The organism is Planctomicrobium stercoris, assembly GCF_051465655.1.
Lineage (GTDB): Bacteria > Planctomycetota > Planctomycetia > Planctomycetales > Planctomycetaceae > Planctomicrobium.
The window spans coordinates 529,766-545,386 of sequence record NZ_CP195791.1; the positions used below are offsets into that span (position 1 = coordinate 529,766).

Consider the following 15,621-nt stretch of genomic DNA (forward strand, 5'->3'; position numbering starts at 1 on the left):
ATTGCGGTTCCGGGATACAAAAGATGAGAGATCGGCTGAATCTGTCCACTTCCAGACGGGCTCAGGGGACTTGCCGCGGCGCGGTCCAGACGGCGACCCAGGTCTCACTGGGAACAGCTCTGGTTTTTGCGAGCACTCTGTTGATCGGTTGCGGTCAGAAATCTGCTTCCCCGACCCCGGCACAGACACCCGCTGCGTCACCAACGACCCAGAATGCCGCACCAGCGAATCCAGCTGCGGTCGCTGTGAACACTCCCGCAGCAACAGTCGATCCCAAACATAAAGAGACCAAATGGATCGGCACCATCCCTTATGACGTGTTCTACGATCAGCCATTGGAAATCGCCACGGATACCACGGTCATTGGCGGAGCGGCTCCGACAGCAATTGCTTCGACCACAACTTCTCCCCCTGTCATGACTCCGGCAGCTGCTTCGGAAACACCGATGGCATCGTCTCCCGCAGTGTCTCCCTCGACAGGCGGAAGCGGTGTGAACTGGGGAGAAGTCATTCCCATGCCGCTGCTTGTTGAAGAGGTGAAGCAGTTGCGGACCAGTCTGACTGGCAATCTGCAGACGGTGGCGACGTTCAATAAATCCCAGAAAGCGATCGCCCTGGATGGAGCGATGCTGACAGCAATGGCCGCGGTCGCTGCTGCACATCCGGAAAATGTTTCCTGGAAACCGAACGCTCATTTCGTCCGGGATCTGGCATTTCAGATCAATGCGAACTCCGCCGGGTCCGGTCGCGAACCTTATGGCAAAACGAAGGAACCGTTCGACAAGATTCTGGTCGTTCTCGATGGTGGCAAGCCGCCGGAGATGGAATCGCCGGATGTGGTTCCGTTCGCAGAGTCGGTTTATGTCGCCGACATGATGAAACGGATTGAAGCCTCATTCAATAAATTGAAGGCCAACATCAATACAGACGCTCGATTGAAGGAAGACCCAGCGGGGACGGAGCGCGAGATGCGGGTCCTGCTGCTGCTGGCGACGATGATGGAAGATGCCAGCTACGATTCCGCGGACCAGCAGGCCTATCAGGACTTTCTGAAGCGATTCACCGATGGCGCCCGGGCGGGAATTGTGTCGATTCAGACCGGGAGTCTGGACGGATTTCAGGCTGCCTTGAATCAGATCCAGACCACCTGTGCTGAGTGTCATCAGCAGTATCGCGGCAGCGAAGCCGGATTCTGATCGTGTCTGCATTGAAGGCGTTTTAGTACTTTCCAATGCGGATACTCGTCTGTGAATTTCTGTGCGGAGGGGCTTGGCCGGAATCTGAACTCCCGTGCTCGCTGGCGAGGGAAGGGCGGGCGATGCTGGAAGCGGTCGTGCATGATCTGTCACAGCTGACACAGAATTCAGTTGCGACCACCTGGGATCATCGACTCGGCCCCCATCCTTTCGTCGGCTGTTCCGGTGTCGAGGTCGTGACGGTTCATTCTCCAGAAGAAGAACGGGCAGTTTTGTTGTCGCTGGCACGAGATGCTGACGCTGCACTGGTCATTGCTCCCGAGATGGACGGCCTGCTGGAACAGCGATGCCGCCTGCTGGTTGATCAGGGGCTTCCGCTGTTGAATTGCTCGGTCGAGGCGATTCAACTTTGCGCGAATAAACTTGCGGTCTATGAACTCTGTCGCTATGCCGGCATCAGGACGATTGAAACCCGGGTTCCTGATTCGAATCCACCGGTACTCCCATGTGTGGTCAAGCTTCGCGACGGAGCGGGATCGTTTCAGACCAGACTTGTCTCCCAGCCATCCGAGTGGTTGGCGTGGCGCGAGCGTCATGACCTCAGCCGCTTTGTCGTTCAACCGTATGTGGAAGGAGATTCATATTCGGTCGGGGCGTTCTTTGATCATGGCAGACTTGGTTGTCTCCTTCCTCCCGCCGAGCAATCGATCTCGACAGACGGCACCTTCCAATACCTCGGAGGAAAAATCCCTGCGGTGGGGGTCGATCATTCCTCGCTAAGAAAGATGGTCGAAAAGTTTCTCTCGCACGTCCCCGGATTGAACGGCTATGTGGGATTCGACTTTCTCAAATGTCATCGGACACATGAACTGTACTTGGTCGAAGTGAATCCCCGTCTGTGCACGAGCTATGTCGGCTATCGAGCACTGTGTCTGGATGATCTGGGGGAGTGGCTGCTGGAGCCGGGCCGAACTGCTGGTCCCCGGTTTGAAAATCAAATCCGATTCCGCTCGGACGGATCGGTGGTTGAAGGAACGTTATGAACGCAATCGGTCTGGATATCGGCGGTGCGAACCTGAAGGGGTCCGACGGATTGAAACGGACGCTGTCGGTCCCGTTTCCGCTTTGGCAGAAGCCGGACGAACTCAGCACCGCCATCGGGAACCTTCTTGATTCGTTCGACGAAAACGCTCCCGTCGCGGTCACGATGACAGGAGAACTCGCAGACTGCTTCCGCACGCGAGAGGAAGGAGTGCGCCAGATCCTCAGCGCTGTGCAGCAAGTCACCGCAGGCCGCACCGTGCTGGTCTGGCAGACTACGGGAGAATTCGTTTCCATTCCCGAAGCACAGGAATTTCCGGTTCTCGCTGCGGCAGCCAACTGGCATGCACTGGCGACCTGGGCGGGCAGAATGGCTCCGGTCGGGTCGTCGCTGTTGATCGACATCGGCTCGACGACAACCGATTTCATCCCGATCGAAGATGGTGTTCCTCTTCCGGAAGGTCGAACCGATCTGGAGCGACTGGAATCGGGCGAGCTCCAGTATCTCGGGGTCAGACGCACACCGGTCTGCAGCCTTTTGCAGGAACTTCCTGTGCGAGGTCAAAGGGTCAGCATTGCGAGAGAACTGTTCGCAACGACGCTGGATGTGCATCTCTGGCTGGGGCAGATCGCCGAATCGCCGGAGGATCTGAAGACAGCCAACGGGAAGCCGGCCACGAAGGTGGAAGCAGCCGATCGTCTGGCCCGCATGGTCTGCTCTGATATGAACGATCTTGGCAGTGATGAGATCAATGAGATCGCGGAAAGCGTCTTCCGGCGGCAGCTGGAAATTCTTCACGAGGGCTTGCAGAAAGTTATCGCAAGAATTTCTCCTCCGACCAGCATCCTGTTGACGGGCGAAGGGACATTTCTGGCAAGGCAGCTGCTGGAGTCGCTGGGCTTCTCGCCGCCAGGTGTCGAGTTGATTGTGCTGGAGGAAGCGCTGGGGGAATCGCATTCGCAGGGAGCGTGTGCTTTCGCGATTGCGCGGCTGGCCAGCGAACACCTTCACGAGGGAAGTTGATCTGGTTCCAGCGAACTGCCGGGCCAACTGTGTGTCCGGGAACGACGTGCTATGATATCTGTGTCATCAACAGCCGTGCTGACTTTCTTGACTCATGAACATTCCGCTGACTCCCGATGAGCGTCGCGACCGACTGGTCTTTTATCCGGTCGCTGTCGCGGGGGGAATTTTCTGCATCACGGTGCTGATGACGATCGCAGCTGCGTTCGGCGATTCACAGGCCCCCGTGACCCGTTGGTTGAATCGAAATGCGACCGGGCTTCTCCTCTGGGAGACCGCTGCTCTCGTCCTGACTGCGGTACTCGCCATGGGAATCGACCGGGTTCGGACTCTGAGACGGCTTCGAAAGGAACAGGGGGCGATGTTATCGGCACCTGCAGATTCGTCGCCTTCGCCGGGAGACGAACATGTGGGTTAAGATCTGCGGTATTTCACAGCCTGCCGTCGCGGCAGAAATCGCAGCGTTCTCTCCCGATGCGATCGGACTGAACTTCTACGCGAAGTCTCCGCGTTGTGTTGGAGTCGACGCGGCTCGGAAAATCGTTTCACTGTTACCGCAGTCAATCACGCCGATCGGATTATTTGTAAACCACGCAGAAGACGAGATTCGCGCAATCTGCGAAAGCTGCGGCATTCGGGTGATTCAACTTCATGGGGATGAGACGCCGGAGTTTGTGCGTCGGCTCAGCGACTTCGAAATCATCCGGGCGTTTCGTGTCGGAGATGACGGTCTCGATGACCTTTCCCGGCAACTCGATCAATACAGAGAGCTGGGGGTGAAGCTGAAGGGCTGCCTGATCGACGCGAAAGTTCAGGGGGCTTACGGGGGAACGGGGCATCGGGCGCCCTGGGAGTTGCTGGCAAGTGGGTGGAGGTCGGAATGGCCTCCGCTGATTCTCGCAGGTGGGCTGAACCCCGATGTCGTGGCTGACGCTATTGCAGCGGTGGCCCCGTGGGGAGTGGACGTCGCCAGCGGAGTGGAATCATCGCCGGGCCGGCAGAATGTGGCTGCGGTTGAGAAGTTTATTCGCGCCGCACGCGGGACACCGTCGGATGGGTAGCAGCCCGTGGAATCGTTCGAGTCACGTTGAGCTGCACACTTGAAGTGTGCAGCTCAACTTCCGATGGCGTGCTCTTTTCCCGACAGTTATGCGAGCGTCAGTGCGCGTTCAATCGCAGCGAGAATATCCGCTGGTTCCGCCATCCGCCCGGGACCGGTGACACCGCAGCTCAGCCAGCCTTCCCCGGGGCCGACGATGAGCAAGCCATCATCCTTCAACTGTTGCAAATTCCGCTGTACGGGGGGCTTGGACCACATTTCGTTGTTCATCGCTGGGGCGAGAAGAACAGGGCAGGTGACCGCCAGTGCCAGGGTGGTCAGGAGATCATCAGCGATTCCGTGAGCGATGCAGCCCATGATATTCGCGGTGGCTGGAGCGATGACCAGCAGGTCGGCGCGACGGGCCAGGCCGATATGTTCGCCCAGATGGTGCTCCTGCGGGACGAACATCTGGGTGTAGACCGGACGATTCGTCAGGGCGTGGAACGTCGTCTCGCCGATGAACTGGTGGGCCGATTGGGTCATGACCACCGTGACGTTGGCTCCCAGCTGAACGAGTTTGCTCGTCAGGTCAGCTGCCTTGTAAGCGGCGACGCCTCCGCTGACGCCCAGAAGAATTTCGCGATCGGTGACGGCGGACATGCAATGCTCCAGTGGTGTTGACTTCACACTCAGTGTCGGGAGTCTGGGACTCGGAGTCCAGAGTACACCCGTGGGGGAGCGGGATTTGTTTCTTCCGATAGGCAAATCCCCGGAAATGCAGCCAGACCCCTGCTGACACGTTTGGACAAACCTGCTAGAAATGCACTTGAAATCCTTGGGTTTCGCACCAGTGCCGACCGGAGCGTCGGCTTGAGCCAACAACTTGAACGAGATGGAGCGACTGACAAATGGGTGTTCCCATTTCTCAAATGTGGAGTGTGGCTTCTTATGTGATCCGCCAGAAATTGAGCGGACGCAAACGTTATCCGCTGGTGTTGATGCTGGAACCGCTCTTCCGGTGCAATCTGGCCTGTGCCGGTTGCGGCAAGATCCAATATCCAGCGAACGTGCTGAAGCAGAATCTCTCTGTCGCGGAATGTCTGAACGCCGTGGATGAGTGCGGAGCCCCGATCGTCTCCATCCCCGGGGGAGAGCCGTTGCTGCACCCGGAGATCGACCAGATCGTCGAAGGGATTGTCTCGCGAGGCAAGTACGTCTATCTGTGTACCAACGCCATCCTGCTGGAAAAGCACCTGCACCGCTTCAAGCCTTCGAAATTCCTTTCATTCTCGGTTCATCTGGACGGACCGCAGGAGGATCATGATGCGGCTGTCTGTCGGGATGGCGTCTACGAGGTTGCTGTGAAGGCGATCCGGACAGCCATTGCCAAAGGCTTTCGCGTCACGACGAACACGACCGTCTTCAACAACAGTTCGCCCGAACGACTGCAGTCGATGTTTGATACCCTGATGCAGATGGGCGTGGAAGGAATGATGATCTCCCCGGGCTATCAATACGAGAAAGCTCCGGATCAGGAACATTTTCTTAGCCGCCAGCAGTCGGTGCAGTTGTTCCGAAAGGTCCTGCACAAGCAGAAGCGATCCTGGGTCTTCAATCAGTCTCCGCTGTTTCTGGAGTTCCTCAAAGGGAACTGGAAACTCGAATGCACCCCGTGGGGAAATCCGACATTCAATCTCTTCGGATGGCAGAAGCCCTGTTATCTGCTGCAGGAAGGTTATGTCGACAGCTTTCAAGAACTGATGGCGACAACGGACTGGGATGCGTACGGTCGCGCCAGTGGAAATCCGAAATGCCAGGACTGCATGGTCCATTGCGGCTATGAGCCCTCGGCAGTGGACGCCACCTTCGGCAGCTTTTCCGGACTGGTCGAATCGGCAATGCGAACGTTGTTCGGACCGGGAAAAGACAAGCCGCAGCCTGTTGCTCCTGTGAAGCCAATAGCCTCACCGGTTCCTTCCCAGCTGGTCTCGCTGCAGCTTCCCCAGAGGACATTGCCGGTCCTGGAAGAATCTGTGGAAGCAGCGGAGCACTGTTAAGCAGTCGCTGTCTGTCGACGGCCTTTCCATGTCGAGAGTGCAGTTTCAGCCAGCAGCACGAAGACGCCGGCAGTGACGAGCCATCGCCACCACTGCTGTCGCGATTCCAGTTCCTGGTTCAGAAGCAGACGTTCCTGTCGTTGTTTCCTTTCGTCGCGGGCCAGTGCGGACTCGGGGTCGTCGAGCGGAACTCCTGCTGCTTCGAGTTGGTCGAGGCTGTAGGGCTCGGTTCGAGATTCTTCCGCAGGCAGATTCACCGCCAACGTGACGGCATCCGCGGATGAGTCATCGTCTGGTCCGGCTGCGAATCGATAAAGGCCCGGGCGATCGAATTGAAGGGATTCACTTCGAGGAAACTGCCGCTGCTGGGAGTGATGACCAACCGTGATTGTCTCGCCGTCGAGCCCCAGTCGGGAGAGCGGAATCGAGTCTCCCACGGTGAGCTGTGGATAGGAAATTTCTTCGCGGGAAACGTAATCCAGCAGCCCGTTCATCAGCGGAACAAACTTGCTCCAGACCGTCAGGTCACTGTCGTCGCGGCTCCAGCTGGAGGTGAGCAGGATGATCCGACCCTTGCCCGTCGGAATCTCGGTGAGTGCGGGGTCGCCGTTCTCCATGGCAGCCAGAATCCGCATCCCGGGAATGGAGGCTGATTCGAAACGCCGGTATTTCCAGAATCGCAGTTTTGTGAAATCCGAAAAGCGGGGGTCGTCGAATTGCTTTAGGGCGGGATGGCTGAGATCCACCTGTCCCAGCATCGCGTAGTTGGTGACTTGTGCTTCTTCAACGGTCGCTGGTGTCGTTGAAAGCAGTTCATAGAGTGACTGCGACTGACTGGCATCACGTGCTACGAACAGAACCTCTCCTCCTCTCTCGATCCAGGATTTCAGCCAGCGCATCTGCTCCGGGTCGGGAGCAGTCGTCACAATCACCCAGCCCAGTTCTTTCTCGATCAGGCTGGCTGGCAGGTCCGGCCGATCCCAGTCCAAAATGGTGACGTCACGAGTGGGATCATCGGGGAACAGCGGATTCAAGAACATCCGCAGCTCATCCCCGCTGCCTCTTCCCAATGAGAGGATCTGGATCGATTGAGTCAGGGGAGGCGAGACATAGAACGTGTTGTCGAACTCAACGTCATCACCGGAAAGAATCAGTGCGTGTGCCGAGGCCTCAGCGGGTCGAGGAGGTAGGGGGACAACCCTGCTTCGTCCCGGGGGCACCGTCAACCTTTCACTCGAGGCGTTCGTGCTGGATGTCGGTGAAAATTCATCTGCCCAGGTAAGCTGAAAAGTGTCTTTGGAGGAATTGGAAGCACTTGAAATTCGTGCTCTTAAGCTGTCGCGATGGAGGGGGTTCTGAGTGACCTGAACGGCAGCGTTCGATTCCCCCGGCTCAGCGATATTCACGACACGCACCTTCACTCCTGCTGGCCAGTTCACACCCTGAACAGCATTCCAGCCGGCGCCGAGCTGCATGTCGGAGATCAGCACGACGAGCAATTCTTTTGATGGATCTTCCTGGTCCACGACAATCTGTTCAGCTGCCTGACGGAGAACCTCCCCGGCGGTGGTCCCGTTCCAGCCCGGCTGTTCCTGGCTGACGATCGTCATCGCATTTTTCACGCGGATGGTGGGGGCCCAGCGACTCCACTCGGCGAAGCGAACACGCGGAAAACTTTTCGTATCGAAGGTCTGAATCTCCACCGCGTCGCCCGGTCTCGCGGTCTGCAGGAGTTCGTCAAGTCGAGCCAGTGCCCGTTCCCAGTACCCGTCCCGCTGCATACTGGCAGATCGGTCCAGCAGGACAAGCAGACGCTGGGAACTCTTTTCCGTTGCGGCTCCCATTGTCTTCGACGTCAGGAACGGTCGAGCGAATGCCAGTGCCAGCAGACAGATGGCCAGACCCCTCAGGCACAGCAGTACCCAGTCTTCAATCCTGCTGCGGCGGGTCATCCGGGGAGGAGAGGGAGTCAGAAACATGGTGCTGCCAAAGACCTGCTTCCCTTGAGGTGTTCGGCGAATCATGTGAAACGCGATCGGCAGCGCGATCGCGAGTCCAGCGACAAGGTAGAAAGGAGCGAGAAAACTCATAGAAGAACCGGTCAATCGAGAACGCGTGAGGTCTCGCACTCGGAGAGTGTGAGGTACATAAGTCCGTTCATGAGCGTCTCCGGGTCTGCGAAACTCTCATGCGCGTTTTCAGAAAATCGAACAGGACCTGCTCCAGGGGCGTCTCTGTCGAAACGCGATGCAGCGAAATTCCCGATTCCTCACAGCAGCGCGCTACCGCGTCCAGATGCGATTGCAGTTTCTGCTGATAACTCTGTCTTGCCAGTTTCGGATCGACATACACTTCGCGGCCCGTTTCGGAGTCGACGAACGTGGCTGCATCTTCGAACGGAAAAGTGAGTTCTGCCGGATCAAGAATCTGAAAGATCGCCACTTCACTTCCAGCCGCCCGGAGATACCGAAGACGGGACTCCAGTGCATCAAGCGGAGTCAGGATATCACTGATGAGCACAAACAGGCTGCGACGCCGGACCCGCTCGGCGACCTGTTCCAGTGCCTGAACCAACCCTGTCGAGGTTCCTGCAGGTTGCTCTTCCAGACTCGCCAGAATGCGTCGCAGATGGCCACTCCGGTATCTGGGCGGGATGTACTCATCGAGTGTGGAAGAGAAGCGAAACAGTCCGACTGCATCACGTTGTTGCGTCAGAAAATAGGCAATCGTGCCGGCCAGAGTTTTTCCGTATTCCGCCTTGCTGTAGGAGATCGATCCGTAGGACATCGACATGCTGTTGTCGAGCAGCAGGTGACATTTCAGGTTCGTCTCATCTTCGAATCGCTTGATGTAGAAGCGGTCGCTGCGGGCGTACAACCTCCAGTCGAGGTAGCGGAGATCGTCTCCCGAGACGTACTCACGATACTCTGTGAATTCCACGGAGAACCCGTGATAAGGGCTGCGATGCAACCCGGAAATCATCCCTTCCATGACCGCCTTGGCCCGCAGGTCCAGCGACTGGATCTGCATCAGCGATGCCGGGTCGATGAATGAAATGGCGGAATCTGTCCCCGCTGCGGAGAAATTCAAAGCGGCCAAATTGCCTCCTGCAAGGTCACGAGGAAAAGATTCCTGGAACATGGACGGCACTTCGCATCATATCTTCCGTCCGGGGAGGATGCGAACCGCGAAACTTTCCATGGGCTTGCGACTTCACCCGTTCTTTTCACCAGACTTGCAGTGCAGCCCAAAACTCGTTCTGTTGGACTCTCTTCACGAAATCGAGTTGAAAGAAATTGCAGCGTTGAGCGGTCCTGAGAGTTCCAATGACATTCCTCGCGAGCGGTGGCTGTTTGTCACCGGTCGGCTCGCTGAAGGTGTGGTTCGACAGGTCGTGTCAGATCTTTCCGCAAAGGCGGGGATCACCGCCGATGTCCATGTCGTCGGGATTTCAGTCGCTGCGCTGATGCACGTGGAGTGGCTGAAACGCAAGCTCGCGGTTGATCAGCATTATGACCGGGTGATCATTCCGGGATGGTGCCAGGGAGATCTTCAGGCACTGAACGAACACTTTGGGTTGCCGTTTGTTCGCGGTCCGAAAGACATTCTTGACCTTGCGAATTTTCTGGGAGCGGAGCAGCGTCCTCCGATCGATCTGACCCCCTTCGACATTCAGATCATCGCGGAGATCAATCACGCTCCGCAATTTGATGTTCGTGAGATCCTGCGGCAGGCCCTGGAGTACCGGGCAGCGGGTGCTGACTGGATCGACATCGGCTGTATTCCCGGGACCACATGGAAAGACGTGGGGAATGTAGTTCGTGAACTGACGGCAGCGGGGCTGCGGGTTTCCATCGACAGCTTTGACAGAGAAGAAGTCGAAGCCGCCGTCGCAGCGGGGGCGGAATTGGTGCTCAGCTGCAATCAATCGAATGTTGCCTGGGCCTCGCAACTGGGGGCGGAACTGGTCGTGATTCCGGATGATCCGCACCGCCTGGAGACGATGTGGGAGACTGCTCGCAGACTGGATGACGCGGGGACGCCGTATCGTCTGGATCCAATTCTCGAACCGATCGGATTCGGCTTCGCTGCATCGTTAGCCCGGTATTACGAGACCCGACGCATTGCTCCCGACACCGCGATCATGATGGGGATCGGCAATGTGACGGAACTGAGTGAAGTGGACAGTGCGGGGGTGAATTTCCTGCTGGCAGCACTCTGTCAGGAATTGAAGATTCACAGCGTCCTGACGACACAGGTCATCAACTGGTGCCGGACCGCCGTTGCGGAATTTGATCAGGCACGCAGGCTGGTCAAGTACGCAATCGATCATCAGACTCCCCCCAAGCGACTGAGTCATGAACTTGTCGTCTTGAGAGACCCCCGTTTACAGGAACTTGGCGACGAGACCCTGACTCAACTCGCGGGCCAGCTGAAAGACCCGAACTTCCGGATCTTTGTTGAACGAGGCGAGATTCATGTCATGAACCGCGACGGTTACTGGCAGGGACGGGACCCGTATGAACTCTTCGACAACTTTCACACCACCGGTGCGGATCTCGATGCTCCCCACGCGTTTTATCTGGGTTATGAGCTTTCCAAAGCAGTCACTGCTCTCACGCTCGGGAAACAGTATCAGCAGGATCAGGCACTTCGCTGGGGGTTTCTGACCATTCCAGAAGTGAGTGCTCACGAACGCCGCAAGGCTGGCGAGCAGAGGAAAGACGTCCAGTGAACGAAGTCCCCCTGGTTCGCGAGCTGTTGCCTGCTCCGAGTGTCGAAGTGGCGTTGCGGAAGCTTCGCCATCTGAACGGTCTGGTCCTGTTCGACAGTTCCCTGCAGCGGATGCCGCTGGGCCGATATTCATTCCTGGCAGCAGAGCCGTTTGAAGTCTCTGTCACTCAAACAGCCGTCTTCGGCGAGAACCCATTTGCACGCATCGCCCCGGTGCTGTCCCGGTTTTCAGCGAGTCCCATCCCGGGCCTCCCCCCGTTTCAGGGTGGGGCCGCCGGTCTGCTCTCTTATGAACTTGGACAGTGTTTCGAACGGCTTCCGGTCGCTGCGACGGATGAATTTCAGATTCCGGCTGCAGTGATTGGAATCTACAGCTGGGTGCTCGCGTGGGATCACCTGCAAGGTCGCTGCTGGTTCATCGGACACGGTTACCCCGAACAGAACGCAGAGGCGCGGGCGGTTCTGGCTCGACAGCACTTCGAAATGGTTCAGGGAGCGCTGAATGGACAATCTGAAAATGATCCGCATTCGCCATCTGGTTCGAGCGCAGAACAAGTTTGCGAAGAACGTTTGCATTTCGATGCAGACCGAACTTTCAGCCTGCCGTACATCCCCGGTCTCTTGAGCAATTTCCCGGAGCCCGCGTATCTGGCTGCAGTCGAGCGCGTCATCGATTACATCTTCAGCGGTGATATCTTTCAGGCCAATCTTTCGCAGCGGCTACTGATCCCGGCAGTACGTCCCGCACTGGAACAGTACCTGCTTTTGCGGAAGCAGAACCCTGCTCCGTTTGCTGGCTTTTTCTCACATGAGGACTGGACCGTCATGTCCTCCTCCCCGGAACGATTCCTTCAGCTGAGCGGGCGTGAAGTTTCCACCCGTCCGATCAAAGGGACCCGTCGACGTTTTTCCATTCCGGAAGCGGATCTGTACACGCGCGATGAGTTGCGGGAGAGTGAAAAAGATCGTGCTGAGAATGTCATGATCGTCGATCTGCTTCGGAACGATCTCTCACGTGTCTGTGAACCGGGCTCGATCCGTGTTCCCGAGTTGTGCGTGGTCGAGGCATATGAAACGGTCTCCCATCTCGTTTCAGAAGTGCGGGGACAGCTTCGGACGGATGTCGACTTCTGGGACCTGCTGCGGGCGACGTTTCCGGGCGGATCGATCACCGGTGCGCCGAAGATCCGCGCGATGCAGATTATTACCGAGCTGGAGCAGGTGGCCCGGGGGCCTTACTGCGGCAGCCTGTTCTACTGCGGTTTCGACGGCACTGCCGACAGCAACATTCTGATCCGGACCATGACGCAGCGTCACGGCTGGCTCACCTTTGCAGCCGGAGGAGGAGTCGTCTCGCAGTCGGATCCGTTGGGGGAATACGAAGAGACGCTGCACAAAGCCCGTGGACTGCTGAACTCGTTACGCTGACTTTGGTCCGAAGTGAGTCTCAGCTGTTCGATAATTGGAAAAGACGCTTCGCATTCTCCGTCGTCACGTTCGCAATTTCTTCCAGAGTGATCCCGTAGACGTCTGCCAGGCACCGGGCGGTATGCACAACCATCGCGGGCTCGTTTCGCTTTCCACGCATGGGAACCGGAGCCAGATAAGGGGAATCGGTCTCCACCAGCACTCGATCCAGCGGAATCAGTCTGGCGGTGTCGCGGAGCTGCTGATTGCTCTTGAAGGTCAGCATCCCTGCAAACGAGATGTACAGGCCGAGTTCCAGGCATGCTGCCGCGGTCTGAGCATTTCCACAGAATGAATGCATGACTCCGCTGAGCGGTCCATTCGCAGCCTCTTCCTGAAGCAGTGCGACGACATCCGCGTCCGCATCACGGCAGTGGACAATGAACGGTTTCTCCACCCGGCGCGAAAGCTCGATGTGTCGATGAAAGTAGTCCTGCTGCAACTCGATCGGCGAAGAATCCCAGTAACGGTCCAGCCCTGTCTCTCCGACCGCGACCACGTGAGGATCACTCGCCAGTCCGCAAATCAGATCGAAATCGTCAGGGCCCGCTTCAGCAACATAGTTGGGCTGAATTCCGACGACCGCTCGCAATTGCGGATGGGTTTTCGCCAATTGCAGTGCAGCGACGCTCGAGGAGGCCGTCACGCCGATCGTGAAGATCGTTTCCAGACCTTGCTCCCGGGCCCGCTGCAGCACGTCGGCCAGGTCGGTTTCAAAAGACTGTTCATCCAGGTGGGCATGTGTATCGATCAGCATGCCGGGATTGTAGCGACTCCGGCCGTTTGCTCTACCACACAGGCGGGATTCGGGCGATCAACGCCCCGCAGGCCGGGACTTGCAGCTGCGGAATCACTTCATCCAGACGATACTCTGGGGGCCCCCGGGGAGTGTGACCGCGTTGAGTTTCTGCAGGGCTTCGCGTTCCGAGACAACGATCTGTCGAACAAGAGTTTCTGCTTCGCTGTCCCCCTGCAAAGCGGGGAGCGTTTCTTCAATCCAGCGGACGAGATCCTGCTGATTGGCCTTCAGGTGAGAGAACAGGAACTCCAGCGCCACATAGTGCAGGCTGGTGTATTCGTGCGGATAGACCCCGAAGTCGATGTAGTGCCCTCGAGACTTGAGGAGATGCGCGAGCCGGCCAGCGTCTTCGCGCTGATGCTCAGCCACACTCAGCACCGCTCCCTGCAGTTCTTCACTTCGATCGGTGGTCCATGGCCACGCCTCGGAGGCGTACTGCGCGAGGCTGCGATGCAGTTCGATCAGAAGATCGTTGAGAAGCGAATTGATGTTGGAGTCAGCCATGAATCAGAGTGTTTCAATGTTCTCAATGCAAAATCGACGTGGCGACGTATTGGGCCGTTGAACTCAGATACGCCATCAACGGGGATGCTCCCAGCAGAATGACAGGCAGTGTGATCAGCGCGATGTACGCCCCCACGACCCCGGGCAGTTGAAGTTTGCGGCGTTCCGCAGCGGGTTCTGCCAGGAACATCGCCTTGAGTACCCGCATGTAATAGAACAGGCTGATCACGGTATTCAACGCTCCAAAGGCGAGCACGACCCATAGGAACCAGTGGACGTTTCCTGCGCTGTAAACCGAGCGGAAGATCGCCAGCTTGCCGAAGAATCCTCCCATCGGCGGAATGCCGATTAGGCTGAAGAAGCAGCAGGCCAGACAGATACACAGGAACTGGGTGATTCCGTTGCCATGGAACAGGCCGCGGTAGGCATCGATCTCTTCGCTGAAGGTTTCGTTCCGGATCATCGCCACGCAGGCGAATGCTCCGAGATTCATGAACAGGTAGACCGCCAGATAGTACATCAGGCCTTCGAGACATCCCGAAGCATCCAGCTCGGACTGTGCTGTCGGACCGCCGGGGGCGTTCAGCAGGATCAACATGGCTGAGACCGCCATGACCATGTAACCCGCATGGGCGATGGTCGAGTAGGCCAGCATGCGTTTCAGATTGTTTTGGACATACGCAGCGAGATTTCCGTAGGTGCACGTGATGATCGAAATGAAGCCCAGGGCAATCCCCAAAGTCACGCCGATCTGATGCAGCAGTTCACCCGATCCCTGGAACGCCAGAACGAATCGGACCAGCAGTGCGAAGGCGGCTGCTTTCGACGCAACAGAGAGGAACCCGCACACTTCCGCAGAGGCTCCTTCGAACGCATCCGGACACCAGAAATGGAACGGTACCAGAGAGAGTTTGAACGCGAGCCCCGCCAGAACCATCAGAATGGCCAGGACCAGCGTGACCGTTGTGGCGTTGGTCTGCACCAGAGCCCCGTCTCCAACCACCGTGGAAATGCGACCGGCCAGTTCCGGCATGGAAGCGGTCCCGGCCAGACCCGCCAGCAGACTGATTCCATACAGCATCACACCGGCAGCACCTGCTCCGTACACCACGTACTTGAGGGCTGCCTCGCTCGCTTTTTTGCGTCCCTTCTGAAACGCCACCATCGCGTAGCTGGGAACGCTCATCATCTCAACCGACAGGAACAGCATCAGCAGGTGATTGCTGCCTGCTGCGAGCATCATTCCCAGCGTCGCCCCCAGCAGCAGCGTATAGAAGTCCTGACCATCATCCTGATCGGGAATCCCGCTGAGAATGGTGAGTGCCACGACGAAGACGAGAAACAGGCTCAACCCCAGGCGGAAGAAGACGGCGAAGACATCGTGTACCAGCAGCCCGGTGAAGTACGGGCCGACAGTTCCGACGTTCTGGGCCGTTGTCCCCCACACGTCGTAGAGTGCTTTCAGAACGGAGTTCTCCGCCCCGACCCGCAGAAACATGAACTGGGTAAAGACGCCGATAAACACCACGAGTGTCCCCAGCAGGGCGACGAGATGGACCGGCAGTTTGCGGCTCAGTCCCGTCATCCGGAACAAGAGCAGCAGAACGATGGTGAAGCAGAGCAGCATTTCAGGAGCGAAAATCTCGAGTGAACGAGGAATTTCGTGTTCCCGAAATTGTGTCAGAATCTGAGGTACGGACATCGCACGATTTCAGTCAGGAAAAACGGGCAGGGATGCCGAACTGGCGATCCCGGCA

At 57.6% G+C, this 15,621-nt stretch carries 14 protein-coding genes; 8 read left to right on the forward strand and 6 right to left on the reverse strand.

From position 1 onward, the window contains the following. Positions 1–23: 23 nt before the first annotated feature. The 5 genes from SH661x_RS02205 (at position 24) to SH661x_RS02225 (ending at position 4,322) form a co-directional block, all read left to right on the forward strand. The gene (locus SH661x_RS02205) at positions 24–1,196 is read left to right on the forward strand and encodes a hypothetical protein (RefSeq protein WP_437227568.1); all 1,173 of its coding nucleotides are present in this window, start codon (positions 24–26) and stop codon (positions 1,194–1,196) included. 122 nt (positions 1,197–1,318) lie between these two features. Continuing rightward, positions 1,319–2,239 (forward strand): ATP-grasp domain-containing protein, encoded by a 921-nt coding sequence (locus SH661x_RS02210; protein WP_437227570.1) that lies wholly within the window; start codon positions 1,319–1,321, stop codon positions 2,237–2,239. After that, the gene (locus tag SH661x_RS02215; RefSeq protein WP_437227572.1) at positions 2,236–3,261 is read left to right on the forward strand and encodes a hydantoinase/oxoprolinase family protein; all 1,026 of its coding nucleotides are present in this window, start codon (positions 2,236–2,238) and stop codon (positions 3,259–3,261) included. The genes SH661x_RS02210 and SH661x_RS02215 overlap by 4 nt, the downstream gene beginning before the upstream one ends. A 94-nt stretch (positions 3,262–3,355) precedes the next feature. Beyond that, on the forward strand, positions 3,356–3,679 hold the full coding sequence (locus SH661x_RS02220) for a hypothetical protein (protein WP_437227574.1): 324 nt from the start codon (positions 3,356–3,358) through the stop codon (positions 3,677–3,679). Then, on the forward strand, positions 3,669–4,322 hold the full coding sequence (locus SH661x_RS02225; protein WP_437227576.1) for a phosphoribosylanthranilate isomerase: 654 nt from the start codon (positions 3,669–3,671) through the stop codon (positions 4,320–4,322). The genes SH661x_RS02220 and SH661x_RS02225 overlap by 11 nt, the downstream gene beginning before the upstream one ends. Positions 4,323–4,408: 86 nt before the next feature. On the opposite strand, the gene SH661x_RS02230 is transcribed toward SH661x_RS02225, so the two are convergent. Continuing rightward, complete coding sequence (locus SH661x_RS02230) at positions 4,409–4,963, reverse strand: flavoprotein (RefSeq protein WP_437227578.1); 555 nt, start codon at positions 4,961–4,963, stop codon at positions 4,409–4,411. Between the two features lie 248 nt (positions 4,964–5,211). On the opposite strand from SH661x_RS02230, the gene hpnH reads away from it, so the two are divergent. Beyond that, the gene (hpnH, locus tag SH661x_RS02235) at positions 5,212–6,360 is read left to right on the forward strand and encodes an adenosyl-hopene transferase HpnH (RefSeq protein WP_437227580.1); all 1,149 of its coding nucleotides are present in this window, start codon (positions 5,212–5,214) and stop codon (positions 6,358–6,360) included. Here hpnH and SH661x_RS02240 read toward each other — a convergent pair. Next, a complete protein-coding gene (locus SH661x_RS02240; protein WP_437227582.1) occupies positions 6,357–8,450 on the reverse strand; it encodes a BatA domain-containing protein in 2,094 nt (697 codons plus the stop codon). The genes hpnH and SH661x_RS02240 overlap by 4 nt on opposite strands. A gap of 67 nt (positions 8,451–8,517) precedes the next feature. Next, positions 8,518–9,459 (reverse strand): DUF58 domain-containing protein, encoded by a 942-nt coding sequence (locus SH661x_RS02245; protein ID WP_437227584.1) that lies wholly within the window; start codon positions 9,457–9,459, stop codon positions 8,518–8,520. Between the two features lie 187 nt (positions 9,460–9,646). Here SH661x_RS02245 and SH661x_RS02250 point away from each other — a divergent pair, with 187 nt between their 5' ends. Both SH661x_RS02250 and SH661x_RS02255 read left to right on the forward strand, forming a co-directional pair. Continuing rightward, positions 9,647–11,095, forward strand: a complete 1,449-nt coding sequence (locus tag SH661x_RS02250) for a DUF6513 domain-containing protein (protein ID WP_437227585.1) — start codon at positions 9,647–9,649, stop codon at positions 11,093–11,095. Continuing rightward, complete coding sequence (locus tag SH661x_RS02255) at positions 11,092–12,522, forward strand: anthranilate synthase component I family protein (RefSeq protein WP_437227586.1); 1,431 nt, start codon at positions 11,092–11,094, stop codon at positions 12,520–12,522. The genes SH661x_RS02250 and SH661x_RS02255 overlap by 4 nt, the downstream gene beginning before the upstream one ends. Positions 12,523–12,541: 19 nt before the next feature. On the opposite strand, the gene SH661x_RS02260 is transcribed toward SH661x_RS02255, so the two are convergent. From SH661x_RS02260 to SH661x_RS02270, 3 genes are all read right to left on the reverse strand, one after another. Then, complete coding sequence (locus tag SH661x_RS02260; protein WP_437227588.1) at positions 12,542–13,318, reverse strand: TatD family hydrolase; 777 nt, start codon at positions 13,316–13,318, stop codon at positions 12,542–12,544. 93 nt (positions 13,319–13,411) lie between these two features. Then, entirely contained in the window at positions 13,412–13,864 is a 453-nt protein-coding gene (locus tag SH661x_RS02265) for a hypothetical protein (protein ID WP_437227590.1), read from the reverse strand. Between the two features lie 22 nt (positions 13,865–13,886). Continuing rightward, on the reverse strand, positions 13,887–15,566 hold the full coding sequence (locus tag SH661x_RS02270; RefSeq protein ID WP_437227592.1) for an NADH-quinone oxidoreductase subunit N: 1,680 nt from the start codon (positions 15,564–15,566) through the stop codon (positions 13,887–13,889). Between the last annotated feature and the right edge of the window lie 55 nt (positions 15,567–15,621).

Excerpts from the sequence above, each read along its gene's own strand:
- SH661x_RS02210 (WP_437227570.1), top strand. The coding sequence starts at position 1,319 with ATGCTGGAAGCGGTCGTGCATGATCTGTCACAGCTGACACAGAATTCA.
- SH661x_RS02215 (WP_437227572.1), top strand. The coding sequence starts at position 2,236 with ATGAACGCAATCGGTCTGGATATCGGCGGTGCGAACCTGAAGGGGTCC.
- hpnH (WP_437227580.1), top strand. The coding sequence starts at position 5,212 with ATGGGTGTTCCCATTTCTCAAATGTGGAGTGTGGCTTCTTATGTGATC.
- SH661x_RS02230 (WP_437227578.1), bottom strand. The coding sequence starts at position 4,963 with ATGTCCGCCGTCACCGATCGCGAAATTCTTCTGGGCGTCAGCGGAGGC.
- SH661x_RS02240 (WP_437227582.1), bottom strand. The coding sequence starts at position 8,450 with ATGAGTTTTCTCGCTCCTTTCTACCTTGTCGCTGGACTCGCGATCGCG.
- SH661x_RS02270 (WP_437227592.1), bottom strand. The coding sequence starts at position 15,566 with ATGTCCGTACCTCAGATTCTGACACAATTTCGGGAACACGAAATTCCT.
- SH661x_RS02265 (WP_437227590.1), bottom strand. The coding sequence starts at position 13,864 with ATGGCTGACTCCAACATCAATTCGCTTCTCAACGATCTTCTGATCGAA.
- SH661x_RS02225 (WP_437227576.1), top strand. The coding sequence starts at position 3,669 with ATGTGGGTTAAGATCTGCGGTATTTCACAGCCTGCCGTCGCGGCAGAA.
- SH661x_RS02205 (WP_437227568.1), top strand. The coding sequence starts at position 24 with ATGAGAGATCGGCTGAATCTGTCCACTTCCAGACGGGCTCAGGGGACT.
- SH661x_RS02220 (WP_437227574.1), top strand. The coding sequence starts at position 3,356 with ATGAACATTCCGCTGACTCCCGATGAGCGTCGCGACCGACTGGTCTTT.
- SH661x_RS02260 (WP_437227588.1), bottom strand. The coding sequence starts at position 13,318 with ATGCTGATCGATACACATGCCCACCTGGATGAACAGTCTTTTGAAACC.